The sequence below is a fragment of the uncultured Rhodococcus sp. genome, from assembly GCF_963525155.1.
GTDB classification, from domain to species: domain Bacteria; phylum Actinomycetota; class Actinomycetes; order Mycobacteriales; family Mycobacteriaceae; genus Rhodococcus_F; species Rhodococcus_F qingshengii.
Genome location: NZ_CAURKP010000006.1, coordinates 1 through 23,450, shown reverse-complemented (window position 1 = coordinate 23,450; position 23,450 = coordinate 1). Strand labels below are relative to the sequence as shown.

Below are 23,450 nucleotides of genomic sequence, written 5' to 3'. Positions count from 1 at the left end.
CACTGCAATGAAACACAAGGTCATCGTCTGGGGAACGGGCGTCGTGGGGAAGTTGGTCATCCGCGAACTGCTCGATCATCCCGAATTCGAACTGGTCGGCGTGATCGTGCACAACCCGGAGAAGGACGGCGCCGACGTAGGCACACTCATCGGAGTCGAGCCGGTGGGGTTGGCCGCCACGATCGACAGTGAGGCAGCACTCGCCGTCGATGCCGATGCGGTTGCATACTTCGGTCCGACTGCGGAATTCGCCGTCGAGAACATCGCGAACATGTCGCGCTCCCTGCTGTCGGGCAAGCACGTCGTGTCGACGTCGATGACGCCGTTGGTCTACCCGCAGGTGTGCCCGAAAGAAATGCTGGAGGACCTCGAAAAGGCTTGTCGTGAAAGCGGAAAGTCGTGCTTCACCACGGGGATCGATCCTGGATTTGCCAACGATCTCTTCCCGATGACGCTCATGGGTGTCTGTGGCCGGGTGGACAGCGTCCGTGTACAGGAACTGCTGGACTACGCGAACTACGCCGGCGACTACAGCTCCACCATGGGAATCGGCGTGTCAGTCGATACGCCGGCGGTACTCGAAATTCCCGAGGTGCTGATCTTCGCGTGGGGTCACACCATTCCGATGATCGCCGACGCAGTCGGAGTCAAGTTGGACCGCATAGACACCGTGTACGAGAAGTGGGCGGCCACCGAGCCGATCACATATCCGTTCGGTGTCATCGAACCCGGTCAATGTGCCGCAGTGCGATTCGAGATCCGCGGTTGGGTGGGAGATGAGGCGAAGATCGTGATCGAGCACGTCAACCGCATCACCAACGACGCGGCAACACACTGGCCTAGAGCAACTTCCGTGGAGAACGACGTCTACCGCGTGATCATCAAAGGCAGTCCGGACATCACGCAGGAGACCGCGTTCCGTGGGGCGCTCGACGGTGATCCGATCACCGGAGGTTGCCTGGCGACTGGAATGCGAGCGATCAACGCCATTCCGATGCTCGACGACATCGAAGCCGGGCTCGTTTCAGCGCTGGATCTTCCCCTCATCGCCGGGCGAGGCACCATCCGATCATGAAGGTGCTCTTGACGGGAGCCTTCGGGAACATCGGTTCGCACGTTCTGACGGAGCTCGTGCGCAGGGGTCACGACGTTCGTTGTCTTGCGCTGGCAACTCCCGAGGATCGCAAGCGGGCGAGCGCCTTTCACGGGATCGAGACGATCTGGGGCGACATTCGTGACTACCAGACCGTCGAGGCCGCGGTGGCAGGGGTAGATGTCGTAGTTCACTTGGCCGCAGTCATTCCGCCTGCCAGTGAACTCGACGTTGCGGGTGCGGCGAAGGTCAATGTCGAGGGAACTCGTAACGTTGTCGCGGCAGCGCTGGCGCAGAGCGGTCCACCGAAAGTTCTCTTTGCGTCGACATTCGATGTTCACGGTCGAACGATGCATCGGAAACCGCCTCGTAGAGTGGATGATCCACTCGAGGCGACGGATGGTTACACCGCCCAGAAGATCGAAGCCGAACGCATAGTGCGAGAGTCCGGTCTGACGTGGTTCATCCCGCGGTTCGCCGACGTTCCGATCATCGGTGCACGTGGGGCCGATCCCATCATGTTCGAGATCGGCTTGGACAACAGGATCGAGGTGCTGCACCCAGATGATGCGGCCGTCGCTCTCGCCAACGCACTGGAGACGCCGCAGGTGTGGGGCCGGGTGCTGTTTGTCGGTGGTGGTGAGTCATGTCAGGTGACCTACCGCGACTATCTGGCGAGGATGCTGCGCGCCATGGGGTTGGAACCGTTGCCCGAGAGAGCCTTCAGCGGCAAGGAGTACGTGACCGACTGGGTGGATACCGAAGAGAGCCAGCGGTTGTTGCGGTATCAAAGCCGTAGCTTCGACGACATCACCGCCGACATCGCAGCCACGCTCGGCTGGAAACGGTGGATCATTCCGGCGATCAAACCGGTGGTGAGACGGTCGATGTTGAAGATGTCGCCCTATCTGTGATTCTCGGGCCATTCGGTCGCCTGTGGAAGACTGGTTCCATGAAGCGGATGTCGAGAGCTGTCCTCGCAGGCGGAATAATCGCAGCGTCGGTGACCGGGGCCCTGGCGGGTTGCAGTTCTTCCGACACCTCGGTGGCGCCGACCACCGCGTCGTCGTCAGCGACGTCACCGCCTGCAGAGGTAAAACCACCATCGACGCCGGAATCCGAACGGGCACTCTTCGATGCGGTGGACCGCAATGATCCGGCAGCGATCACCGCGGCCCTGGCTTCGGGCGCGAACATCGAAGCTCGCCGCGAGGGCGAACGGACTCCACTCGTCGAGGCCACCAAGAACGACGCTGTCGCCGCGGCTTCTACGTTGATTCTTGCCGGAGCAGACGTGAACGCGAAGGATTCCATGCAGGATTCGGCCTTCCTGTATTCCGGAGCCGAGGGTTTGAACGAGATTCTGGCGCTCACGCTCGCCCACGGCGCGGACGTCGACAGCGTGAACCGTTACGGCGGTACGGCGCTGATTCCCGCGAGTGAACACGCGCATGTCGAGAGCGTCCGGATGCTGATCGCTGCCGGGGTTCCGGTCAATCACGTCAACGATCCCGGGTGGACGGCGCTACTCGAAGCCGTTGTGTACGGCGATGGTTCGGCACGCTATATCGACGTGATCACTCAGCTTCTCGACGCGGGGGCAGATCCCTCGATCCGGGATGCATCGGGGAAGACCGCGTTGGACAATGCCGAAAGTCGTGGTCAGTCGGACGTTGTGGCGCTGCTTCAATCGCGGAGCTGACGCCAACGAGTCGGGCTCAGCCCGTAGGCCTGTCGAAAGCGTCGGCTGAAGTGTCCGGCGTCGACAAACCCCGCCCGGTGCGCAACGGTCGCGATCGGCAGATCGACGGTAGCGGGTCGAGCCAGTTCGTCCCGAGCCTTCTGCAGGCGCTGGGTGATGATCCACTGTTCGATCCGAAATCCGTTGTCCGAGCAGATCTTGTACAGCTGTCGCAGTGAGATGTTGTGGGCGTGAGCAATTCGTGCGGGATTCAGTGTCGGATCGTGAAGGTGTTCACGGATGTATCGACGGATCGAAGTCATGGCAAGGGCCGATCTCGGAGCGGATGCGTCAGGATTCGCATGTGCGATCGAAGTGACCAAAGCACGTGCGAGTTCGATCGAGGCCTCGCCCAATTGTTCGGCGGCAGGATCGGTCTCCAACAGAGCGGCGATGCGGAACAATTCACGAACGTGCGCGATCATCACGGGGTACAGATTGCTGTGATGAGGCCGGGTAGCTGCGTCCCGCACGGTGTCGATCGGCAGTCCCAGCCGATCCATCGGAACGTAGAGGCATTGGGAAGCGCCCGTTCCCGTCCAGGAGAAATCGTAGGTCGACGTCAAGTCCGTCATCAACAGTTCACCGGCGGGCACTCTGCGTTGTTCGTCGTGCTGATCTAGATGGCCGATCCCGCTCTCCTGCAGGGCAATCGCAAGGACGGGCATCGACGCGGACCGGACGTGACGTGGTGTTCGGGTCAACCGCATACCGGTCGACTCGGAGCGGAACAGTGATGCTGCACCGAGGTTCCACACGTTCATTCTCGCGCTCACCCGTTCCGGGTTCTCCAAGTGGATTGCGCACGGAACCGAGGCACGACCCATCGCGTCGACAAAGGCGTCCGCGCGTTGGTCAGGCTCCAACACGGAAGTATCCAGGAGCAAAGCCATGCAGCCCTGATACCCCGCGATGCGGACGCTCAACCAGAAGTTGTGCAGTGTGAGCTCAAAAGTCTGCACGGACAGTCACGTCCGTCGCACCAGGTATTTCTAGGATCGAAACGGGCGTGTCCCGGCTTACCGCAGTTTCTCGCTTTTCGACGAGAGTGAAGGAAACGCATGAAGATCTCACGTGTATTCACCGCAGTTCTGGCGTTACTCATGACAGTCGCGGCTGGAGTGATCTTCGGCTCCGGCGCTGCGGTGGCGAGCCCCAAGCCAACCGTCGTTCTCGTCCACGGCGCTTTTGCCGACGCGACCAGTTGGGACGGCGTTGCCGCCGACCTACGCTCGCGTGGCTACCGCGTCGTGGCGCCGGACAATCCTCTACGCGGGCCCGCTTACGACGCGTCCGTGATCGAGAAGACCGTGGCGGACATCGACGGACCTGTCGTGCTCGTCGGTCACTCGTACGGCGGCGCGGTGATCACCAATGTTCACGACCCGAAGGTGCAGTCGTTGGTGTACATCGCGGCGTTTGCTCCGGTTCAGGGTGAGCCGGTGCAGATCACGATCGATCCCATCAGGTTTCCTGGCAGCCAATTGCTTCCTCCGGCTCTGGGATTGAAGATCGTCGACGATCCTCACGCGATCGGCGGGAAGAACGTCGACGGCTACGTCACGGACGAGTATTTCCATTCCGTCTTCGCTCAGGATGTTTCCGACGAGACAGCGGCAACGATGTTGGCGCATCAGAAGTCTGCGGCTTTGTGGGCGAACCTCGAGCTCGGCGGGCCACCGTCGTGGGCGAACACACCGAGCTGGTATCTGGTTGCCGGTGAGGATCGCGTGATCCCCGCATCGGCGCAGCGGTTCATGGCAAACCGGATGGGCGCGAACACCAGCGAACTCCCGACCTCCCATGCCTCGCTGGTCTCACAGCCAGGGGCAGTGGCAGACGTGATCGTGGCGGCCGCTCACGGGTGAGTGTGCGACCGCCACGAAAGTAGAACAGGGTCAGGCGGAAACGATTACCGAGGAGCCGTGTCCGAACAGACCTTGGTTGGCGGTGATACCGATGCGGGCGCCTTCGACCTGACGGCCTTCGGCCTGTCCACGAAGCTGCCAAGTGAGCTCGCACACCTGCGCAAGTGCCTGTGCGGGAACGGCTTCGCCGAAGCACGCGAGACCACCGGACGGATTGACCGGGATGCGGCCTCCGATACTGGTGTCACCCGCACGCAGGAGGTGCTCGGCCTCGCCCCGCTTGCAGAGGGCAAGGTCTTCGATCCAGTCCAGTTCCACGGAGGTAGCGAGGTCGTAGACTTCGGCGACGTCGACGTCTTCGGGAGAGATCCCGGCTTCTTCGTATGCGGCGTAGCCGATGGATTCCTTGAACGTGCGCTCCGGAGCGGGAACGGCGGAGCTGGAATCGGTGGAGAAGTTCGGCATGTCCATGATCGTCTGGGGGAACGTCGGCGTGACCGTCGAAATAGCCTTGATGCGAACAGGTTCCGCAATGCCCATCTTGCGGGCGTATTCCATCGACGTCAGCAAGATGGCAGCGCCGCCGTCGGACGTCGCGCAGATGTCGAGCAGGTGAAGGGGATTGGACACCACGGGGGAGGCCAACACGTTCTCGACGGTGACTTCCTTGCGGTAGCGCGCATTCGGATTGCCCAGCCCGTGCTTGGCGTTCTTGACCTTCACGTTGGCGAAGTCCTCCGCGGTGGCGCCGTAGAGGTCGATGCGACGACGCGCGTTGAGCGCGAAGTACGCCGGGTTGGTCATCCCCATGAGGCGGAAGCGCAGCCAGTCCGGGTCGTCCCAACGCTCACCGGCGACGGGAGCGAGGAAGCCCTTCGGCGTGGTGTCGGCGCCGACGACCAGGGCAACTTCGCTGAGGCCGGCCAGGATTCGTGCGCGAGCGGTGTCGAGTGCCTGGGCTCCCGTAGCACACGCGGCGTACGACGTGGCGACGCGAGCGCCGTTCCAGCCGAGTGCCTGGGCGAAGGTGGCTCCGGCGACGTATCCGCCGTACCCGTTGCGGACGGTCTCGCCGCCGACGATGAAGTCGACATCCTGCCAATTCACACCCGAATCGGCGAGCGCGGCGCGAGCGGCCGCAACGCCGTATTTCACGAACGACTGCCCCCACTTGCCCCAGGGGTGCATACCGACACCGAGTACTGCGACGTCCTTGCTCATGACTGCAACTCCTGATCAGCTGCGGCGACAGGCTTCCATCGCCACGTCGTACGTACTCCGGTTTCGTCGGTGTACAGCGGCTCGACAACCAATTCGACGGTATTGCCGACCTTGAGATCGTCGACGCCGAATCCGTCGGCCACCTGGCCGAGGATGACGATGCCCTCGGGCAGTTCGACTGCTGCGAGAGCAAAAGGCTCGTACGGATCCGAGCGCGGGATGTACGGCGGCGGGGGCTGGTACTGCGCGTCGGTGTACGACCAGACAGTGCCGCGGCGGGAGAGTTCCACGTCGTCGAACTCCTCGCTGAAGCAGCTCGGGTTCTTGCAGAACGTCGCCTCACGAGGGAAGGAAATGGTGCCGCAGGATTGGCACTTCGTGCCGATCAGAGCAGGTTCGTCGCCGGTGGTGAACCAACCCTCTACTGCAGGTGTCACACTCCCGTTCGGCGCCGGCGTTGCAGTCTCGCTCATGCAATCCTCATCTGGTTGGCGAGCCTGATCCGGGGATCGTGGCTCGCTGTGCCGCTTACTGGAACAGGTTGCAGTATTACACGATTTCGGCCGCTGGCGGGCATAAATTTTCGCTGAGTGGGACGTTGCCGGAACGCAGACGGCCCCGCCGGGCAGACGAGTCTGCAGGCGGGGCCGTGTGCGTGAAAGTAGCTGTTTACCTGTAGCGGATCAGCGAACGCGTACAGGTCGACCGAATCGACGCGTCGGTTTCACTCGGGCCGCAGCGTCGAGGATGGAGGTGATCTCGACCTGATCCAGAACCTTTTCGCGGGCACGATCGTGCGCAGCGCCGCGTTCCAGTTCCGCCTTGTCGATGGCGTGCCAGCCCTCGCGGTCGACGACGTCGGACTGTCGCGCCCGGACCAGACGATCGACTGCGGAGTCGTCTGCGACCGGGTTGGTCAGGCGTCCGTCGTTGAAGTCGTCGACGAGCATCCTGATCGTTTCCTGCGCGCAGGACTTGTTGGTGCCGATGAACCCACTCGGTCCGCGCTTGATCCAACCGGTCGCGTAGACCCCGGTGGCGGGATCACCGTTCGGAGCTTCGAGGACTCGGCCGTTCTCGTTCGGAATGACCGACGCACGCTCGTCGAACGGGACGCCGGGGATGGGCACTCCGCGGTAGCCGATCGAGGTGAGGACCAAGCCGGTATCAATGGTCTCGGTATCGCCGGTTGCTTCGATCTGCACGGTTCCGTTGGCGTCGACAAGAGCGTTGCGAGCGAACTCGATTCCGCTGACCTGATCGTCGCCGGTGATCGAGGTCGGTGTGAGCAGGTAGCGCAACGTGATGCGCTTGTTGCCGACGTCGACGTGATCGCGGTTCTTCAGGGCTTCGAGGAGACGCAACTTCTGCTCGACGGCATGCGGAAGCTCGCCGCGTTTTGCCAGTTCTTCGGTGGCCGAGTCGAGAACCATGTCGTCGGGTCCGACAGAGAGTTCGATGTCCGGCAGTGCCATCAGGCCGGTGAACTCGGGGACTGTGAACGCGGACTGCGCGATTCCGCGTCGACCCACGATGACAACTTCTTCGACGCGACTCTTTCGCAGAGCGGCGAGTGCGTGAGCGGAGATGTCGGTGCCCGCCAACTTCTCGGGATCGGCCGTCAGAATGCGAGCGACGTCGAGCGCGACGTTTCCGTTTCCGATGATGACCGCGCGGCGATGCGAGAGATCGAAGACGTCGTCGGCGTGATCGGGGTGTCCGTTGTACCAGGCCACGAAGTCGGTGGCCGAGGCCGTGCCAGGCAGATCAGCGCCCGGAATGCCGAGACCACGGTCGGACGAAGCGCCGACTGCGTAGAGCACCGCATGGTGATTTTCGAGCAGTTCGCTGTGCGAGATGTGCTTGCCGATCTCGACGTTGAGGTAGAACTCGAAACCCTTTTGTGCGGCGATCTTGTCGAACGAGCGAGTGACCTGCTTGGTCTTCTGATGGTCCGGAGCAACGCCGGCGCGAACCAAGCCGTAAGGCACAGGAAGGCGATCGAAGACATTGACCTGCACGTCAGGCTGAGTCAGCAACTCGTCCGCGGCGTACATCGCCGACGGTCCGGAACCGACGATCGCAACGCGCAACGGCGGTCGGCCCTTGTCGACGTGGGCTGCCGGGATGACCTTGGCGAGAAGCGGCCTGGGTCGCTCTTCCTTGTAGAAGTCCGCATTGATGGACAGGAAGACTCGCTGCGGGTCGGTCAGCTTCGACTCGGGGACGATGGCGTCGACCGGGCAGGCCGAGACGCATGCGCCACAGTCGACGCAGGCCTGCGGATCGATGTGCAGCATCTCGGCGGTGAGGAAGTCCGGCTCGTCCGGCGTCGGATGGATGCAGTTGACCGGGCAGGCGTAGACGCACGAGGCGTCGCTGCAACAGGACTGCGTGACTACGTGTGGCATGGCGCTATGAGTCCGATCTCGACTGTCCGGGAGCTACGCGGCGGCGTTGTGCGAGCTGCGGTGAGGTTCGCTACGGAAGCGTGATGCGCGGCCGTCCATCTTGCAGGCCTTCCACACCAGGCGCGAGGCACGGTTCATCAGGCCGGTGTCGGTGGCCAGCATGCGGACGTCACCGAAGTAGTTGCGCAGGGTCTGGCGCGACTCGGGCAGATCCCAGAACAGGTCCTTCTTCACGGACTTCGGGATGTCGAACTGCTTCCAGAAGGACTTCGGCGGGATGACGATGGCGTCACAGAGAATGCGCATGACGATCGGGAACAGCAGCGAGAGGACGAACCGGTTCGGGCGTGACATCAGCGGGATGCGACGGCTCAGAAGCTTGTGCGCGAACGAGATATGACGCGCTTCCTCGGCTACGTGGATGGCCATGACCGACTGCATGATCGGGTGAATCTGGCCGCCGGCGCGCAGGATGCTCTTCTGAATGTGGTCGATCGGCTCTTCACCGGCGAGGACACCGACGAAGAACAGTTCGGGGAACGGACCCGCAGCGAGGGGGATGAAGGGTGCAAGCATCTTCATCGGACGGCTCATCCCGGGAGCGTCGGCACCGATGCGGTTGACCATCTCCTGGAACATCATCGTGTGGTTGCACTCTTCGACCGACTCGTGCGTGCAGTAACGCGCCTCGGCCGAATCGTTGGGCAGCGAGAAGACGTACTGCATCATGCCGCGGATCAGAATGTTCTCGAACTGGAGACCGACCTTCGCGACATTGGCCTGGCGCCACATGCCGATTTCGATCTGCCTGGCCTCGGACTGCGACTGGTACCACGGGTGTGCGCCCAGCGGGTCAGTCTCGGCCGGGAGGATCCAGCGGCGATCGTTCGGGACGACGGCAAACTCGGGGGAGTCCCAGTCGATGTCGAGGTACGGGTCGAAGTGCTTGTGCACCGAGCCCTCGGACAGGAGTCGAAGCGTCTCGTTGTACGAGTCGTCGGATGCTTCTCCGCGCTTGTCGAGCGGCGATGTGAGCGTCATGGCGTCTCCTCTTCGTTTCGGTCACCGCTGGTATTTCTCGCGGTGTTCGGTGGAATCGAGGGCCGGTTGTGTGATCGCTGGCACTCGGTCTGGATTTAATGTAACCCGAGGTATCAGGAAAAGCTAGTGGCAGATACTCCTGAATCCCGACGAATTCTTGACACGGCCGAAACGGCGCCATAACTTACTTTTGAGTAATTTCCGCGGTGCGTCCGAAGTGGGCTGTTCAGGGACGGGTTCGCACCGAATCGCACGCGAAGATCGAACCGAGGCCGACGTGATCAGATCGATTCTCAGCAATCTTGCATTGAGACCTCCGACGCGTCTGCGCTCACTTGTTCCGTCTCGCGGCGTCACGCTTTCCGACAAGACCATCGTCCTGACGGGAGCCTCGTCGGGGATCGGTGAGGCGACAGCTCATCTTTTGGCTCGTCGGGGAGCCGAGATGATCCTGGTCGCGCGCGGTGAGGAAAACCTCGAACACGTACGGGACGAGATTCACCGCAGGGGAGGATGGGCACACATCGTGCCTGCGGACCTCTCCCGCGGTGAAGCCGTTGACGAACTCGCGGAGACGATCGCGGATCGATTCGGGTCGGTCGACATCCTCGTCAACAATGCGGGTCGCTCGATCCGGCGTACCGCGTTGGATTCGGTCGACCGATTCCATGACTACGAGCGCACCATGGCGCTGAACTACTTCGGGCCGACAAGATTGACGTTGCGGCTACTGCCCGCGATGCTCGAGGCGAAGTCCGGACACATCATCAACGTCGGAACCTGGGGAGTCACTGCGGGCGTGATGCCGAGGTTCAGTGCCTATCACGCGTCGAAGTCTGCTCTCAGTGCATTCGGCCGAAGCCTCGGCGCGGAATGTCACGGCACCGGTGTCGATGTCACCACAGTGCAGTTCCCACTCATACGAACACCGATGATCGCGCCGACGGCGGATTACGTGAGCCAGCCGGCGCTGACGGCCGATCAAGCTGCATCGTGGATCTTGAGGGCGATCAATACGCGTCCCGTCGAGCTGTATCCGCGGTACGCGGGGCTGTTACGAGCGATTGACGTTGTATCCCCTTCTGCCACTGACGCTCTCGTGCGAAGGGCCGGGATCTGAGGGGCTGGGATTTGAGGGGTTGGGATCTGACCAGAAACGTGCACCAGCACCGGGGCATGGTTCGTCCCCGGTGCTGATGTATTCGATTGTCGCGGTTCACGCCGCTGTGGGTGGGCTGTTCCCGCCGATCGGCTGTTGATACGGATCGATCGACATCGGTGGATAGAACACCGTTTTCCGATCCGGTCCGATCTCGACACGCCATTCCGTGTGGTGCATCGTCCGGTGGTGATGACCGCACAACAAGATCAGGTTGTCGAGATCTGTTGGGCCACCATCGTTCCAGTGAACAATATGATGGGCATCGCACCACCCCGACGGAGTCCCGCACCCCGGAAACGCACACCCACCATCACGAACCGCAAGAGCCCGCCGCTGCGGCACCGTTGCCGTTCTCGCTTCCTTACCGCAGTCGAGCGGAACACCATTCTCATCCAACAAAATCCGGGTGACCGTGCAGTCGCACGCCAACATCCGTGCGGTGTCGATACTGATCGGGCCCACCCAATCCGTCCACGCGAAACCCAGTTCCTGAGTCGACGGCAGTAGATCCTTCAACGCTTTGAGGTCGGTCATGTCTTTCGCGGACGCGGTGACCGTGATGTGCGGTTTCACTCCGCCTTCGATCGGACCCAACCCCGCCCGCTCGTACCGCCGCAGTAGTTCGCAGAACCCGTCCGCACGCCGTAATGCCGGAGTGCGGGTGTCTTTGACGCCGTCTTTCTCCGGTGTCGGCGCAGACAGGCTCGACAACAACGTGATCAGACGCGCCCCGTTCACCGCATCCAAATCACCCTTCACAGTGACCCGCCCGTACAGGCCTTTCGACGCGTAGAACTCGTTACGCTCCGAATCCTCACCCACCGGAACGCCGTCTTCGCGTTTGCCGTACTGCTTCTCGATCCGCCGGATCGCCGCCCGCACCGCATCACAATCAGCGATGTTCTTCGACGCCAACCCGAGCAAGATCCCGCGGGCCTTGTCCACATCCGCCAGGGTCATGTTCTTGGGTGGATGCTGACAGAACGACGCCACCTGCCGGGCTTTCAACGCATCCACGTCACCACGATGAAACGCATCCGCGACAACCGGTTCGAGCATCAACAACCGCGCCAACCCGACCAGCAGACTGCACTCACCGATCTCCAGATTCGTCGAACCATGCAACCACTGCGCGATCGCCCGAAAACCCTTCCCGCCGAGAACCTCCCGGGAAAACATCTCCACGATCAGCAACACCATCCGCGACTGCAACTCGTGCCGGACACGCACCAGATCCAGAACCTCACCCTTGAGGCCCTCGCCATCCAGCTGCCACGCATCCCGACTGTCCATGCAGCAATCATATTCGAACATAGTTTCGAATACAAGGGGTGGAGAACCGAAACTAGATGCTAATCAACAACTTTCGCATTCCAGGCGAAACGGGCAGGTTCTTGGGTCGCGGGAGTTGCCGCAACTCCGCCACCGATAAAGGGCCGGACAAGATCCAGCGGCAACGGGAAGACAACGGTGGAGTTGTTCTCGCTACCGATCTCGTGAAGTGTCTGTAGATATCGCAATTGCAGGGTGGTCGGATTGCGGCTGATCACCTCGGCCGCCTCGGCGAGCTTGGCCGAAGCCTGAAACTCTGCGTCGGCGTTGATGATCTTGGCTCGCCGCTCTCGTTCGGCCTCTGCTTGCCTGGCGATGGCGCGCTGCATGTTGGCCGGAATCTCGACGTCCTTGATCTCGACGGTCGTGACCTTGACTCCCCACGGCTCGGTCTGCTGATCGATTACCTTCTGCAAGTCCTCGTTGAGGCGTTCACGTTCGGAGAGCAGCGAGTCCAACTCAGCTTTACCGAGAATGGAGCGCAGTGTGGTCTGGGCGATCTGTGAGGTGGCGGCCAGAAAATCCTCGACCTCGACTATCGAACGGTCGGCGTCGACGACCCGAAAGTACGTGACGGCGGTGACCTTCACGGGGACGTTGTCGCGAGTGATCACTTCTTGGACCGGTATCTTCAGCGTGACGGTTCGCAGACTGACCCGCTCCATGCGATCGATCGCCGGCACCAAAATCACCAGACCAGGACCCTTCAAGGTGATCAGTCGACCGAGGCGGAACACCACCGCGCGCTCGTACTCGCGCAGAACTCTCACCGACATGCCCACAAGGACTGCAATCAGCACGACAAACACGGACAACACGACAAGCACGGTGGTCATAGCGGCAGCTCCCACGGTTCACGACGGCGCACTTTCAGAGTCAGGCCTCGAACCTGCTCTACGACGACGGATTCGCCCACGGCGGGCACAGAATCGTCGTACCCGAATTCCATTCGAGCACGCCATAATCCGCCGTCGAGCTCGACCTGACCCTGCGCACCGGTCCAACTGCGAACGGTCGCGTCCGAGCCGACAAGAGATTCCGTCCCCGTACGCACGGGAGCGCGGCGCGCGGTAAGCGCTTTTCGACTCGCTACCGCCACCACGCCCAGGCCGACTACCGCGACCCCCGCCGTCACCGGGATCGCGATCAATTGCCCGATACCGTCGGACGTGAAGAGCATCCACACGCCGGCACCGATCATGAGTGCTCCAAGCGCACCGAGCACCCCCGCGGTTGGGGCATGCGCCTCGACCACGATCAACAGGACGCCCAGCAGCAGGGCAACGACACCGATCGTCGTCATCACTCGTCTCCACGCTCGCGAGGACGCGGTCACGTCGCGTAGCCATTGTGCGATCGCGCCCTCGACTTCAACGGTAATCACGTTCGGCCGGATCTGCCACAAGCGCTTTCACATCACGTCAGAGAAGGACCTCACCGATCTGTCGTGCAGTCACCTTGGCAAGATCCGCGAGGAATGGAATCCGTTCGTCGATCATCAGCTCGACCGGACCACGAAGCCCGAGAGCGTAACGCACAGTGCCGGATCCATCGATTATCGGAATTCCGATTGTTCGGAAATCCGGGGTCAACTCCTCGTCGTTGAATCCGTATCCTCGCTCGCGAGTCAGTTCCAGTTCCCGGCGGATACCGGCAACATCGGTGATCGCACGCTGAGTGGTCGCTTCACGTGGCAGAGCAGCAAGTTCGAAGTCGTCGACATCGGACCAGGCCAGAAAGGCTTTCCCCAGTGCGCTCGCATGCAAGGGAAGGCGGACACCCTGCAGCACGTGCCCGTCGGCCTCGCGCCACCGACTGAATCCGAGCAACACCACCTCACTTCCGCTTCGCACTGCCAGGGAAGCGGATGCTCCTGTCGTCGCGGCCAATTGCTCCAAGTAGGGCTCGGACAGATAGATCCGATGCTGCCGGTAGGAGACCTGTCCGTAAGCCGCCAGCGCCGCGCCGATGCGATACCGACTGGTTGCGTCGTCCTTCTCGAGAAACCCCGCGTCGACGAGCGACTGCAGCAATCGATGCGTGGTGCTGACCGCAAGCTCTTGTCGCCGCGCAACTTCCGAGACTCCCAGTTCTTCGCCACTGCGAAAACATGTGAGCATGGTCAGGGCACGGGTTACCGTCTGAACTCCCGCGCCGCGTGCGTCCGTCACGAACGATCCTTTCGCTGTGGCCTGATCGACCTGAGAATCGGACGCTAACACGGACCCAGCAGTCCGGCCATCCTTTCCATCAGATGGAAAGGAACCGAACGTGGACCTACAAAAGCCCAGATGAACAGACTTCCGATGTTGTCAAGATTTCCAATCTCCAGAAAACAAACGGGGGTAAAACGGACAGGCACCCAATAGCGTCATCGTCGTCAGTTCTGACGATTCAACGCCTGAAGGAGCCACATACATGTCCCGCTTCCGCCGACTGCCACGAGCTGCCGCTGCGCTCGCCATGATCCCGCTGGCCGGGTTGGCGGTGGCGTGTGGGTCTTCCGATTCCGACAGCGCCGCAGGCAATTCCAGCGCAGACTTCACGCTCAAGGTCTTCGATCCCGGAAACTCCGGTGCCATCGCCGTCGGCAAGCGTGACGGAACCTACGACGAGGCTCTGGCACCGCTGGGCGCAAAGATCGAATGGGTCAAGACCACACCGGGATTCAGCTCCAACCTCAAACTCTTCAACAGCGGTGAACTCGACATCCAAACCGGCGCATACAGTCCCGTCGTCGGCGCACTGTCCAAGGACGTGGGTGTCCGCATCTTCGCCACGTCCGACCCGTACAACAAGGACCAGGCCGGCATCATCGCCACACCGGAGTCCGGCATCAAGACCGTCGCAGATCTGGCCGGCAAACGCATTGCCGTCAACCCTGCAGGCAAGGGCGAGTACATCACGCTCAAGGCTCTGACACAGGCCGGAGTGCCGATCGATTCCGTCGAACGTGTTCCGCTGCAACAGGCTGACGCGGCGTCGGCGTTCTCCACCGGGCAGGTCGACGCGTGGGCATCGTTCTTGATTCCGTATCAGGAGGCCAAGGCCAAGGGCGCGGTCGAGATCGCAACCGAGGCGAGCATCGACTCCGTGGACAGCACCATCATCGCCGGCCGCACCGCAGTACTCGAAGCGCATCCCGAGGTGGTCCAGAAGTTCCTCGAGGTCACCCAGGAACTCACCGCGAAGCAGCAGGCCGACCCGGCAGCATTCGAGAACGTCTTCGAACAGACCGGTCCGCGCGCACTCTCCGGACAGCGACTCGACGACGCGATCACCCTGGGCGGCCAGATCACCAACTTCCGTTACCCGACTGCAGCCGACGCTACCGACCTCGAATCGATCTCCACGTTGTTCGCCGACAACAAGGTGATCCAGCAGCCGATCAAGGGCAGTGACGTGATCTTCGACCTCCAGGGTGCTGTGGCAGGTTCGGCAGCGGCAGCACCCACCACCGAGGGGAAGTGACCCGATGGTGACGCTGACCCGGCCCGCACGAACTGCGTCGCCGTCAGTGGAGCATCCGCAACTCGAAACGCCCCGCTACCGCCGCAATCGCAGCAGGCCCAAGTGGGTCTCGATCCCACTCCGCTTCCTCGTGCCCGCGCTGCTGGTTGCCGGATGGTGGATCGGATCCGCTACCGGACTGATCCGCGAAGAGATCCTGGCCGGACCTCCGGCGGTGTGGACGGCATTCGCCGAGCTGTACCAGTCGGGTCAGTTGGTCGACTTCGGTCTCGCGTCGCTTCAACGTGCCGCACTCGGTGTTTCGGTCGGTGTGATCGTCGGATTGGTGCTCGGGGTTCTGTCCGGTCTCTCCTCGCTCGGCGAAGAACTGATCGACTCGACCATGCAGATCAACCGCGCGGTTCCGTTCCTCGCGCTCGTTCCGTTGTTCATCGCCTGGTTCGGTATCGACGAAACCTTCAAGGTAGTCCTGATCGCCGTCGCGACCGTCGCCCCCATGTACGCGTACACCTACCTGGGAGTGCGCGGAGTCGATCGCAAGATGGTGGAAGCGGCACAAGGTTTCGGCTTGACGGGTTGGCGACTGGTGTTCGGAGCGATTCTTCCGACCGCCCTCCCCGGTGTTCTGATGGGGCTTCGAATCTGCCTGTCACTCAGCATCACCGGATTGATCGCCGCCGAGCAGGTCGGCACACGTGAGGGCATCGGATATCTGGTCACCCTGGCGCAGGAATACAACCGCACCGACTACATGGTTCTGTGCATCGTCATGTACGCGGCACTGGGACTCATCTTCGACGCAATCGTCAGACTGATCGAGCGGTACTCCATGCCGTGGCGGAGATTGTCGGTGGCGCGATGACAAATACAACCATCGGCTCGCTGCCATCCACCGAAGCACCTCTGCCGCCGTTGGCAGCCCGTGAGCGGACCGGCACCACCGCGGCCGAGCGACGTGCCGGATCACCGGTAGCGGTCTCGCTCACCGGAGTGCGTAAGTCGTTCGGTGACAAGACTGTTCTAGGTGGTATCGACCTCGAGATCACGCGCGGCGAGTTCGTCGTTCTCCTCGGCCCCAGCGGTACCGGCAAGACGACCCTACTGCGGGTGCTCTCCGGTTTGGAAGCACCGGACAGCGGTGAGGTGCTGGTCCCACGCGACCGCACGGTTGTCTACCAGGAACCGCGATTGATACCGTCGAAGCGAGTTCTGGCCAATGTCACAGTCGGACAGAAACGGTCACGTCAGGTCACCGACAATGCGCGCAACGCACTCGCCGAGGTCAACCTCGCGGACAAGCACCGCGCCTGGCCGGCCACCCTCTCCGGCGGCGAGGCCCAACGCGTCGCTTTGGCGCGCGCTCTGGTTCGCGAACCTGAACTATTGCTGCTCGACGAACCGTTCGCAGCCCTCGACGCTTTGACCAGGCTCCAAATGCAAGACCTGGTAGGCGATCTGGTCGCCCGCCACCGTCCGGCAGTACTGCTCGTCACGCACGACGTCGACGAAGCCGTACGACTTGCCGACCGTGTGCTCATCCTCGACAAGGGCGGGTTTGCCGTGGATGTCGACATCGACCTGCCACGCCCCCGCGATCGGAACGATCCCGAATCTCTGCGCTACCGAGCGAGTTTCCTGAAGGAACTCGGCGTCGGTCGCACCTTCCCCGACGGACAGGACAGTCATGACATTGATCGCTGATTCCGCAATCGACACACTCTGGTACACCCGCTGCCCCGTTCCCACCGCCAGCGGCCTCGCCAACAGTCTCGGTTGGCTCGACCGGACGGCAAACGAATCCGGAGTGCGTTTCGGCGTACTGCAAGATGCCGGACCGGAATTGGCAGTGCGCCATTTCGATCACCACCTCTCCGGACTCATTCGCGAAGGCGGCAACGTCCCCGCACTGGCCGCGCGTGCCAGTGGTTCTCCGACGAGGCTCATCGGGCTCACCTGGATCGACGAGGCCCAGGCAATCCTGGTGCGCGGAGACTCCGACATCCGAGAAGCCGGTCTTCTGGCAGGCGCTCGGATCGGCATCCCGGCCTGGGCGGCAGATCAGGCCAGGAGCTTCCCCCGTGCCATGGCCCTGCACGGCTTCGCCTCCGCACTTCGACTCGGCGAGTTGAGTTTTGCCGACGTCACTCTCGTCGAGGTTGCGACGACGGCGGCCCCCGAGGTCCGCACCGCCTCGTCCACCCGCAACACGACGTGGGGCGTCGAATCCCTGCTACGCGGCGACGTCGACGCAATCTACGTCAAGGGCGCCCGAGCCCAGGAAGTTGCCCGCGAACACGGTCTCGCGGTGGCCGTCGATCTCGATTCCACTGCTTCCCTGCGTGATCGCGTCAACAACGGCACCCCACGACCGATCACGGTTCACGCCGATCTACTCGAACAGCGCCCGGACATCGTCGTGGGTTTCCTCGCCGAGAGCCTGAGAGCGGCGGACTGGGCCGCAGCCAACATCGACGAGGTCCGAGCCGTTCTGCAGACCGAAACACAGTCGGGGCCCGAAGGTGTGGTGGCAGCGTACGGCGAGAACTTCCACACCGGACTGCATCTGAACCTGTCTGACGAGCGTGTGGACCTGCTCGGCGTGCAGAAACAATTCCTGTATGCGCACGGCTTCCTTGCCGCCGACTTCGACCTGCAGTCCTGGGTGGCGCACGAACCACTGGAACAGGCACGCGCACTTGTCGCCGCGCAGAAGGGCACAGCAGAATGACGGACGTCTACTGGGAGCTGCCCTCGCGCGGTGACGGACGCCGGGCCGTGGCCGCGCTGAACAGTCGCGGCGGCTTCGGGCCACAGCGACCGACTACCGTCGCGACCGATGTTCGCCCCGGAAACTTCGGGCCCTTCGACGAATTGGCACAGATCGTTCTCGCAGCCGAACTGTCGGGCGTCGACGGCGTTGTCGCACCGTACGATCCGAATGGCGAAGAATCCTGGATCGTTGCAGCCGCCGCCCTACGTCAGACGCGTCATTCGCGAGTGGTCGTGGAGTTTCACCCCACTTTCGGCACCCCCGTCTACGCCGCCAAAATGTCGGCGACACTTCAGCGCCTGTCGGCAGGTCGTCTCGAATGGCGAGTGAAGGTCGATACTGACGCTGAAGATGCCATAGCTCGCGGTGATGCGGTTCGAGGAGCCGACCGCTACGCGCGCGCCGCGGAGTTCCTGACCGTCGCACGCGGTGTGTGGAACGAGGAACAGATTCTCCCCGGCGGATTCGGCGGCACGGGTTACGACTTCGACGGCGAGTACTACGACGTACTCGGCGGCGGATTCCGAGGCATCTTGTCGGGACTCCGCTTTCCCCGAGTGCATCTGACCGGGGACTCACCGGAAGCTCTGGAACTCTCGGCCCACCATGCCGATGTCCATCAGTTCACCCTTGCCGGCGACGAGTTGTCGACACGGATCACCACCCTCGACGACCGAGCATCCGAACTCGGCAGGACCGTCGAGAAGGTCCTGCGCATCCCGATCATCGCGAGGGAAACAGCCGACGAAGCCTGGGCTCGCGTCGAACGGCAACTGAGAGAATCCGATTCCGCGGCACTCGAGATCGATCGTGGCGGCATCCTGTGGTCCGGATTCGACCGCATCGGCTACGAGCACAGTATCGGCCTCGTCGGAAGCTACGAGGAAGTGGCGCAGCGATTGTCGTCGTATCGCGATATCGGCGTGGACGGTTTCGTCCTGTCCGGTCGGCCACACATCGAAGAGCTGCACCGGGCGGGCGAGCATCTCCTGCACCTGGTCGATCCCGAGGGTCGGATCCGCAAGGAAGAGAAGGCCACCACAGAAGAGAAGGCCACCGCATGAGCATCGATTTCTATTGGCGGATCGGGATGGAAGGCGACCACGCGTCGCTGCGTACTCCGCGTCGCTACAACCGCGGCGATGCCGGTGGATACGGGCCGGGCAACATCGCTCCCGCGATCCGGGGCGGCGAGTTGGACGGATACAGCTACATCGACCACATGGCAGCGGTGGCAAAGGCTTCCGAGTCCGCAGGGTTCCTCGGTGGACTGCTGCCGTCTTTCCCGATGACCGAGGATCCGTGGGCGACCGCAGCAGCGTTGGCCGCCGAGACCACCACGTACCGTTTCATGGTTGCGTTCCAACCAGGGTTCCTTCACCCGGTCCAGGCCGCGCGAATGTCGGCCAGTCTGCAGCGCGCAACCGGTGGACGTCTGGTCTACAACATCATCAGCGGCGGAGGTGGAGCGCCTCAGCTGTGGTGGGGCGACAAGGTCGACCACGACGATCGCTACACCAGGACGTCCGAGTTCCTCGATGTCCTCAAAGGTGTGTGGGCCGGTGAACCTTTCGACTTCGACGGTCGCTTCTTCCAAACCCACGGCGCTGCACTGCCACCCGGGCTTGCCGGCCAACCGTTTCCCGAGGTGTACTTCTCCGGATCTTCGGCCGCAGCCGTCGCCGCCGCCGGACTGCACTCCGATTACTACCTTTCCTGGCTGGAACCGTACGCCGATCTGAGAGCCAAGATCGACAACGTGCGGGAGAACTCGGCCAAGCTGGGACGCACCCCGAAGTTCGCCGTACGCATCGACGTCGTTGCCCGGCACACCGAAGAAGCCGCGTGGGCCGAGATCGAGAAAGGCTGGGCCTTCGTCGACAAGGGGGCCGCCGACCGTGCAGCCCAGGGTGATTCGGTGGGCGCCGCCCGCATCAAAGGCTGGGTACCCGAACACATCACCGGCTACCGAGATCTGGAAGTGCAACCCAACGTGTGGTGCGGCTTCAGCCTCATCCGCGGCGGACCGGCGTTCGGACTGGTCGGCAGTTACGAGCAGGTCGCCGAAAGACTCGACGAGCTGCGCGAACTGGGCGTCGACGCCTTCATCCTCGCCGGTAACCCGCATCTCGAAGAGGCATACCGCGTCGGCGAAGAAGTTCTTCCCCTCCTGCAGCGCACCCCGATCACACCTTCTGGACTGGAGACTCGATGACCACCACCGAAACTCGACTCGACACCGAAACCGCAGCATTCGTCGAAGAAGCTCGCAAAGCAGCAGACAAAGCATTCGACGTCTTCCGCAAGACCGGAACCGTTGCAGCCAACGGGACCGTCAACTTCGTCGAACGAGTACCCGGCACCGAAATCGCGGTCGCCCTGAACGATCCGGGACCGTGGGCGAACGATCCGTCGGTGTCACCGGTTGTCGCCACCTTCGATGGAGAGGTGCTGTCCGGCAACGGTTCGGCCGGATTTGTCACCGGCTACGCATCGGTCTTCCGTCAGCATCCGGAAATCACCAGCGTTGTCCACATCCACACACCGTGGCTCGGCGGTTGGGCACAGACACATCGGACGCTACCCATCCGCTATGCGGCTTCGCAGAGGCTGACGCTCTCCCGAGAGATTCCGCCGCACATCGATCGGTCCCGTTCTGCAGGCGATTTCATTCTCGAGCGTCTCGAACACGATCCCGATCTGGTGGCGATCTTCGAAGCCAACGGCGGGGTCAACGTCATCGGCCGCAGCGGGTTGCTCGACCTCGCGAAGTTCGTCGTCCTCCTCGAAGAGGGCGCACAGTTCCAGGCGATCGCCGAATCCCTCGGCGGTTCGGTCGAATTCGATCCGTCCAACCTCGCCGTGCAGTGGGGCCGTAGCGGACTCGCCGACGAGGCGCGTCGACGCGGCCTCATCTAGCCACCCCCATCACTGATTCAGAACAGGAAACCGTAGATCTCATGACCGTTCGCGTCGGATACTTCCCACACAACAATTCGCTGTTCGTTCTGCGTCACACCGGAATCCTCGAACGTCGTCTCCCGGACGTCGAGTGGGTGGACCTGCGTGAGCTTCCCGCCAAGCCTGCAGTCAACCCGGAAAACGCCTTGCCGACCCTGCACTCGGACTGGCTGTTCGAGGAGGGCGGATACGACGTGATCGGAACCGGATTCACGCCGCCCGTCACCGGATTGGCTCAGGGCCGCGATCTCGTCTACATCGGAATTTCCGGCCCCCGCGTGGAGAACGGGCGCCTGGTAGTCAAAGCAGAGTCCGAGATCAACACGGTAGAGGACCTGCGCGGCAAGCGAGTCGGCATCGCGCACGGATCGTGGCAGACCACACTTCTGTTGTTCGCCTTGGATCAGGCGGGGCTGACCTGGTCCGACATCGTCCCCGTCGATACCGACGTGCGCGGTGGTGGAGCGGATCTCGTCGACGGCACCATCGATGCCTGGGTAGGTGCATACCCGGGGCTGACGGACATCGAAGCGAACCACGAGCTGCGCACGCTGATCGCCACCGACGGGCTCTTCAGCCACCCCTCACTGTGGTTCACCCGGCGCGATTTCGCGGAGACCAATCCGGAGGCCCTTCAGGCGATCATCGAGGCTCTGCAGGAATCCGATGCGTGGATCGAAGCCAATCCCCGCGAAGCCGCGCAGATCTTCGTCGACGACGTCGAGAAGCGTGGTGGGTCCGCAAGCCTCGATGCCTGGGAAGCTGCACTGCGCGGACGTCCTTTCGGCGTCAACCCGGTCACCGACGAGTTCCTCGACGAGCAGCAGCGGGCGGCCGATCTCCTGCTGAGCAACGGACTACTGCCGAAGGCGGTCACCGTCCGCGAAGCAGTCGTGCCGTGGATCAGCGAGTTCGTCGGTTCGGATCGTTCGTCGATCTGATGACCCACAGCTGACAGATCAGCTTCACACGTGACAGATACCGGACGGTCTGCCATTGTGAAGAGATGCGGCGGCGCGTGGGTGAGAGTTGGTCCACGCGACCAGTCTCAGGGGTAACCCCTGGGTCGGCCAGAAGAATTGGATACTGCGTCCACCGGCGCTCGGCACGCTCCGCGTGCTTGCCGCCGCTCCGGACAAAGGATTTGGTCACCCCACGCCGCCGCATCTCGGGCTCGATCCATGCGTGACCTCGAGCTCGATCCCGAGTTGGCGCGGCGTCTGGCAGTTGCGGCCGCTGACGCTCCATGGACACTCGGTGGACTCGAGGAGGCGTTCGGAACAGTCCACGGTGTGTCGGCGACATCGCTGGCCGTCCGGGTGCTCGATCTCATGCCCGCTCCACCGTTCGAACCTCAGACTCTGTACCGATTGCTACGCGAACTGCCGCGGCTTCGACCCGTCCCGGTCTCGATGGACACCAACGAATCCTCGGTGTGGCGGTTCGACGTCCCGCGCTACAACACCAGTGCGGACCTGGCGCGTTCACTGGATCTGACGATCTCCGAACTCGAGTGGTTCTCCGACCGTGGGGAGTGGCTGCGCACGAAACCATTGCAACTGCGCCACTACCGGCCGATGCAGATCAGCAGAAGGCCGGGGCTCGCCTCCTCGAGATACCCAAACCCCGGTTGCGGGAAATCCAGCGCAAAATTCTGCGCCGCATCCTCGACCAGGTGCCCGCGCACGACGCAGCTCATGGGTTTGTTCGCGGACGAAGTCCACTGACTTTTGCAGCGCCGCATGCACAGTCGGAAATCGTGATCGGCGTGGATCTCATGCAATTCTTCCCGTCGATCACCGGAAACCGTGTTCACGCCGTCTTCGCCGCTCTCGGTTACCCACCCGCCGTGGCAGGAGTGCTCACCGGATTGTGCACTGTTGCAACACCTGCCGATACTCTGCGCGGCCTACCGTACGCACAGGCCTCACAGCTACGCACCGCGCATCTGCCACAAGGCGCGCCCACCTCGCCGGCACTGGCGAATCTCGTCGCGCGCACATTCGACATCCGCTCGAGCGCACTCGCACAGGCGAACTGGCTCGCCTACACCCGATACGCCGACGACCTCGCCTTCTCCGGAATCGAAATAGCCGACGTCGGCACCCTCCTCTGGACGATCAATCAGATCGCCCAGGACGAAGGGTTTGACGTCCATCCGCGAAAGATCAAGGTGATGCGCCCTCATCGACGCCAACACCTCACCGGGCTGGTGATCAACGACCAACCGTCGTATCCGCGTGACGACTACGATCGCCTGCGCGCTCTGCTGCACAATGCAGCCAATACTTCCGCGCAGGAACAGAATCGAGCGGGAGTCGAGCACTTCCGCGCCCACATCTACGGCCGGATCGCGCACATCGGCGAAACCAGCACTAC

General features: G+C 62.5%; 24 protein-coding genes. 15 read left to right on the top strand and 9 right to left on the bottom strand.

Annotated features, from left to right (window positions below):
• Positions 1-7 precede the first annotated feature (7 nt).
• The 3 genes from RWT78_RS02575 to RWT78_RS02565 are packed head-to-tail and all read left to right on the top strand — an operon-like array spanning position 8 to position 2,795.
• The gene (locus tag RWT78_RS02575) at positions 8-1,075 is read left to right on the top strand and encodes a dihydrodipicolinate reductase (protein WP_003943107.1); all 1,068 of its coding nucleotides are present in this window, start codon (positions 8-10) and stop codon (positions 1,073-1,075) included.
• Complete coding sequence (locus RWT78_RS02570; RefSeq protein ID WP_314673621.1) at positions 1,072-2,007, top strand: NAD(P)-dependent oxidoreductase; 936 nt, start codon at positions 1,072-1,074, stop codon at positions 2,005-2,007. Before RWT78_RS02575 ends, RWT78_RS02570 begins: the two co-directional genes overlap by 4 nt.
• A gap of 38 nt (positions 2,008-2,045) precedes the next feature.
• The gene (locus tag RWT78_RS02565; RefSeq protein ID WP_314673619.1) at positions 2,046-2,795 is read left to right on the top strand and encodes an ankyrin repeat domain-containing protein; all 750 of its coding nucleotides are present in this window, start codon (positions 2,046-2,048) and stop codon (positions 2,793-2,795) included.
• On the opposite strand, the gene RWT78_RS02560 is transcribed toward RWT78_RS02565, so the two are convergent.
• A complete protein-coding gene (locus tag RWT78_RS02560; RefSeq protein ID WP_314673617.1) occupies positions 2,780-3,796 on the bottom strand; it encodes a helix-turn-helix domain-containing protein in 1,017 nt (338 codons plus the stop codon). The two genes, RWT78_RS02565 and RWT78_RS02560, sit on opposite strands and share 16 nt — an antisense overlap.
• Before the next feature lie 99 nt (positions 3,797-3,895).
• On the opposite strand from RWT78_RS02560, the gene RWT78_RS02555 reads away from it, so the two are divergent.
• The gene (locus RWT78_RS02555) at positions 3,896-4,702 is read left to right on the top strand and encodes an alpha/beta fold hydrolase (protein WP_007730412.1); all 807 of its coding nucleotides are present in this window, start codon (positions 3,896-3,898) and stop codon (positions 4,700-4,702) included.
• A gap of 30 nt (positions 4,703-4,732) precedes the next feature.
• Here the strand turns inward: RWT78_RS02555 and RWT78_RS02550 are convergent, their stop codons facing one another.
• From RWT78_RS02550 to RWT78_RS02535, 4 genes are all read right to left on the bottom strand, one after another.
• Positions 4,733-5,923 carry a lipid-transfer protein gene (locus RWT78_RS02550; RefSeq protein WP_314673612.1) on the bottom strand — a complete coding sequence of 397 codons (1,191 nt, stop codon included), beginning with the start codon at positions 5,921-5,923 and terminating at the stop codon, positions 4,733-4,735.
• A complete protein-coding gene (locus RWT78_RS02545; protein WP_003943075.1) occupies positions 5,920-6,396 on the bottom strand; it encodes a Zn-ribbon domain-containing OB-fold protein in 477 nt (158 codons plus the stop codon). Before RWT78_RS02545 ends, RWT78_RS02550 begins: the two co-directional genes overlap by 4 nt.
• 210 nt (positions 6,397-6,606) lie before the next feature.
• Positions 6,607-8,334, bottom strand: a complete 1,728-nt coding sequence (locus tag RWT78_RS02540) for an FAD-dependent oxidoreductase (protein WP_314673607.1) — start codon at positions 8,332-8,334, stop codon at positions 6,607-6,609.
• A gap of 33 nt (positions 8,335-8,367) precedes the next feature.
• Positions 8,368-9,375: a diiron oxygenase gene (locus RWT78_RS02535; RefSeq protein ID WP_003943163.1), complete on the bottom strand. Its 1,008-nt coding sequence runs from the start codon at positions 9,373-9,375 to the stop codon at positions 8,368-8,370.
• Between the two features lie 277 nt (positions 9,376-9,652).
• Here RWT78_RS02535 and RWT78_RS02530 point away from each other — a divergent pair, with 277 nt between their 5' ends.
• A complete protein-coding gene (locus RWT78_RS02530) occupies positions 9,653-10,495 on the top strand; it encodes an SDR family oxidoreductase (RefSeq protein ID WP_074447109.1) in 843 nt (280 codons plus the stop codon).
• Positions 10,496-10,591: 96 nt separating this feature from the next.
• On the opposite strand, the gene RWT78_RS02525 is transcribed toward RWT78_RS02530, so the two are convergent.
• The 4 genes from RWT78_RS02525 to RWT78_RS02510 form a co-directional block, all read right to left on the bottom strand.
• Entirely contained in the window at positions 10,592-11,830 is a 1,239-nt protein-coding gene (locus tag RWT78_RS02525; protein ID WP_314673588.1) for a DUF222 domain-containing protein, read from the bottom strand.
• A 59-nt stretch (positions 11,831-11,889) separates the two neighbouring features.
• The gene (locus tag RWT78_RS02520; RefSeq protein WP_003946040.1) at positions 11,890-12,705 is read right to left on the bottom strand and encodes a slipin family protein; all 816 of its coding nucleotides are present in this window, start codon (positions 12,703-12,705) and stop codon (positions 11,890-11,892) included.
• Positions 12,702-13,172, bottom strand: coding sequence for an NfeD family protein (locus RWT78_RS02515; protein ID WP_007735511.1), 471 nt, complete (start codon positions 13,170-13,172; stop codon positions 12,702-12,704). Before RWT78_RS02515 ends, RWT78_RS02520 begins: the two co-directional genes overlap by 4 nt.
• 118 nt (positions 13,173-13,290) lie before the next feature.
• Complete coding sequence (locus tag RWT78_RS02510) at positions 13,291-14,040, bottom strand: IclR family transcriptional regulator (RefSeq protein WP_314673582.1); 750 nt, start codon at positions 14,038-14,040, stop codon at positions 13,291-13,293.
• A 247-nt stretch (positions 14,041-14,287) separates the two neighbouring features.
• Here RWT78_RS02510 and RWT78_RS02505 point away from each other — a divergent pair, with 247 nt between their 5' ends.
• The 10 genes from RWT78_RS02505 to RWT78_RS02460 all read left to right on the top strand — a co-directional run.
• A complete protein-coding gene (locus RWT78_RS02505; RefSeq protein ID WP_003946072.1) occupies positions 14,288-15,340 on the top strand; it encodes an NrtA/SsuA/CpmA family ABC transporter substrate-binding protein in 1,053 nt (350 codons plus the stop codon).
• Positions 15,341-15,344: 4 nt separating this feature from the next.
• Positions 15,345-16,202: an ABC transporter permease gene (locus RWT78_RS02500; protein WP_003946011.1), complete on the top strand. Its 858-nt coding sequence runs from the start codon at positions 15,345-15,347 to the stop codon at positions 16,200-16,202.
• Complete coding sequence (locus tag RWT78_RS02495; protein ID WP_007735504.1) at positions 16,199-17,041, top strand: ABC transporter ATP-binding protein; 843 nt, start codon at positions 16,199-16,201, stop codon at positions 17,039-17,041. The genes RWT78_RS02500 and RWT78_RS02495 overlap by 4 nt, the downstream gene beginning before the upstream one ends.
• Entirely contained in the window at positions 17,025-18,068 is a 1,044-nt protein-coding gene (locus RWT78_RS02490; RefSeq protein WP_314673566.1) for an ABC transporter substrate-binding protein, read from the top strand. Before RWT78_RS02495 ends, RWT78_RS02490 begins: the two co-directional genes overlap by 17 nt.
• On the top strand, positions 18,065-19,174 hold the full coding sequence (locus RWT78_RS02485) for an LLM class flavin-dependent oxidoreductase (RefSeq protein WP_054826133.1): 1,110 nt from the start codon (positions 18,065-18,067) through the stop codon (positions 19,172-19,174). The genes RWT78_RS02490 and RWT78_RS02485 overlap by 4 nt, the downstream gene beginning before the upstream one ends.
• On the top strand, positions 19,171-20,325 hold the full coding sequence (locus RWT78_RS02480) for an LLM class flavin-dependent oxidoreductase (RefSeq protein ID WP_314673563.1): 1,155 nt from the start codon (positions 19,171-19,173) through the stop codon (positions 20,323-20,325). The genes RWT78_RS02485 and RWT78_RS02480 overlap by 4 nt, the downstream gene beginning before the upstream one ends.
• A complete protein-coding gene (locus RWT78_RS02475; RefSeq protein WP_058227752.1) occupies positions 20,322-21,029 on the top strand; it encodes a class II aldolase/adducin family protein in 708 nt (235 codons plus the stop codon). Before RWT78_RS02480 ends, RWT78_RS02475 begins: the two co-directional genes overlap by 4 nt.
• 41 nt (positions 21,030-21,070) lie before the next feature.
• Positions 21,071-22,012, top strand: coding sequence for an ABC transporter substrate-binding protein (locus RWT78_RS02470; RefSeq protein ID WP_124567282.1), 942 nt, complete (start codon positions 21,071-21,073; stop codon positions 22,010-22,012).
• A 240-nt stretch (positions 22,013-22,252) separates the two neighbouring features.
• Positions 22,253-22,798, top strand: a complete 546-nt coding sequence (locus tag RWT78_RS02465; RefSeq protein WP_314673550.1) for a hypothetical protein — start codon at positions 22,253-22,255, stop codon at positions 22,796-22,798.
• On the top strand, positions 22,702-23,450 hold a 749-nt coding region (locus RWT78_RS02460), incomplete at its 3' end, for a reverse transcriptase family protein (RefSeq protein ID WP_314673548.1). The genes RWT78_RS02465 and RWT78_RS02460, both read left to right, overlap by 97 nt.

Coding starts and splice junctions, on each gene's coding strand:
- RWT78_RS02535 (WP_003943163.1), bottom strand. CDS start 9,375: ATGACGCTCACATCGCCGCTCGACAAGCGCGGAGAAGCATCCGACGAC.
- RWT78_RS02575 (WP_003943107.1), top strand. CDS start 8: ATGAAACACAAGGTCATCGTCTGGGGAACGGGCGTCGTGGGGAAGTTG.
- RWT78_RS02555 (WP_007730412.1), top strand. CDS start 3,896: ATGAAGATCTCACGTGTATTCACCGCAGTTCTGGCGTTACTCATGACA.
- RWT78_RS02540 (WP_314673607.1), bottom strand. CDS start 8,334: ATGCCACACGTAGTCACGCAGTCCTGTTGCAGCGACGCCTCGTGCGTC.
- RWT78_RS02485 (WP_054826133.1), top strand. CDS start 18,065: ATGACGGACGTCTACTGGGAGCTGCCCTCGCGCGGTGACGGACGCCGG.
- RWT78_RS02490 (WP_314673566.1), top strand. CDS start 17,025: ATGACATTGATCGCTGATTCCGCAATCGACACACTCTGGTACACCCGC.
- RWT78_RS02495 (WP_007735504.1), top strand. CDS start 16,199: ATGACAAATACAACCATCGGCTCGCTGCCATCCACCGAAGCACCTCTG.
- RWT78_RS02505 (WP_003946072.1), top strand. CDS start 14,288: ATGTCCCGCTTCCGCCGACTGCCACGAGCTGCCGCTGCGCTCGCCATG.
- RWT78_RS02570 (WP_314673621.1), top strand. CDS start 1,072: ATGAAGGTGCTCTTGACGGGAGCCTTCGGGAACATCGGTTCGCACGTT.
- RWT78_RS02515 (WP_007735511.1), bottom strand. CDS start 13,172: ATGACGACGATCGGTGTCGTTGCCCTGCTGCTGGGCGTCCTGTTGATC.
- RWT78_RS02525 (WP_314673588.1), bottom strand. CDS start 11,830: ATGGACAGTCGGGATGCGTGGCAGCTGGATGGCGAGGGCCTCAAGGGT.
- RWT78_RS02520 (WP_003946040.1), bottom strand. CDS start 12,705: ATGACCACCGTGCTTGTCGTGTTGTCCGTGTTTGTCGTGCTGATTGCA.
- RWT78_RS02550 (WP_314673612.1), bottom strand. CDS start 5,923: ATGAGCAAGGACGTCGCAGTACTCGGTGTCGGTATGCACCCCTGGGGC.
- RWT78_RS02470 (WP_124567282.1), top strand. CDS start 21,071: ATGACCGTTCGCGTCGGATACTTCCCACACAACAATTCGCTGTTCGTT.
- RWT78_RS02475 (WP_058227752.1), top strand. CDS start 20,322: ATGACCACCACCGAAACTCGACTCGACACCGAAACCGCAGCATTCGTC.
- RWT78_RS02545 (WP_003943075.1), bottom strand. CDS start 6,396: ATGAGCGAGACTGCAACGCCGGCGCCGAACGGGAGTGTGACACCTGCA.
- RWT78_RS02465 (WP_314673550.1), top strand. CDS start 22,253: ATGCGTGACCTCGAGCTCGATCCCGAGTTGGCGCGGCGTCTGGCAGTT.
- RWT78_RS02500 (WP_003946011.1), top strand. CDS start 15,345: ATGGTGACGCTGACCCGGCCCGCACGAACTGCGTCGCCGTCAGTGGAG.
- RWT78_RS02565 (WP_314673619.1), top strand. CDS start 2,046: ATGAAGCGGATGTCGAGAGCTGTCCTCGCAGGCGGAATAATCGCAGCG.
- RWT78_RS02480 (WP_314673563.1), top strand. CDS start 19,171: ATGAGCATCGATTTCTATTGGCGGATCGGGATGGAAGGCGACCACGCG.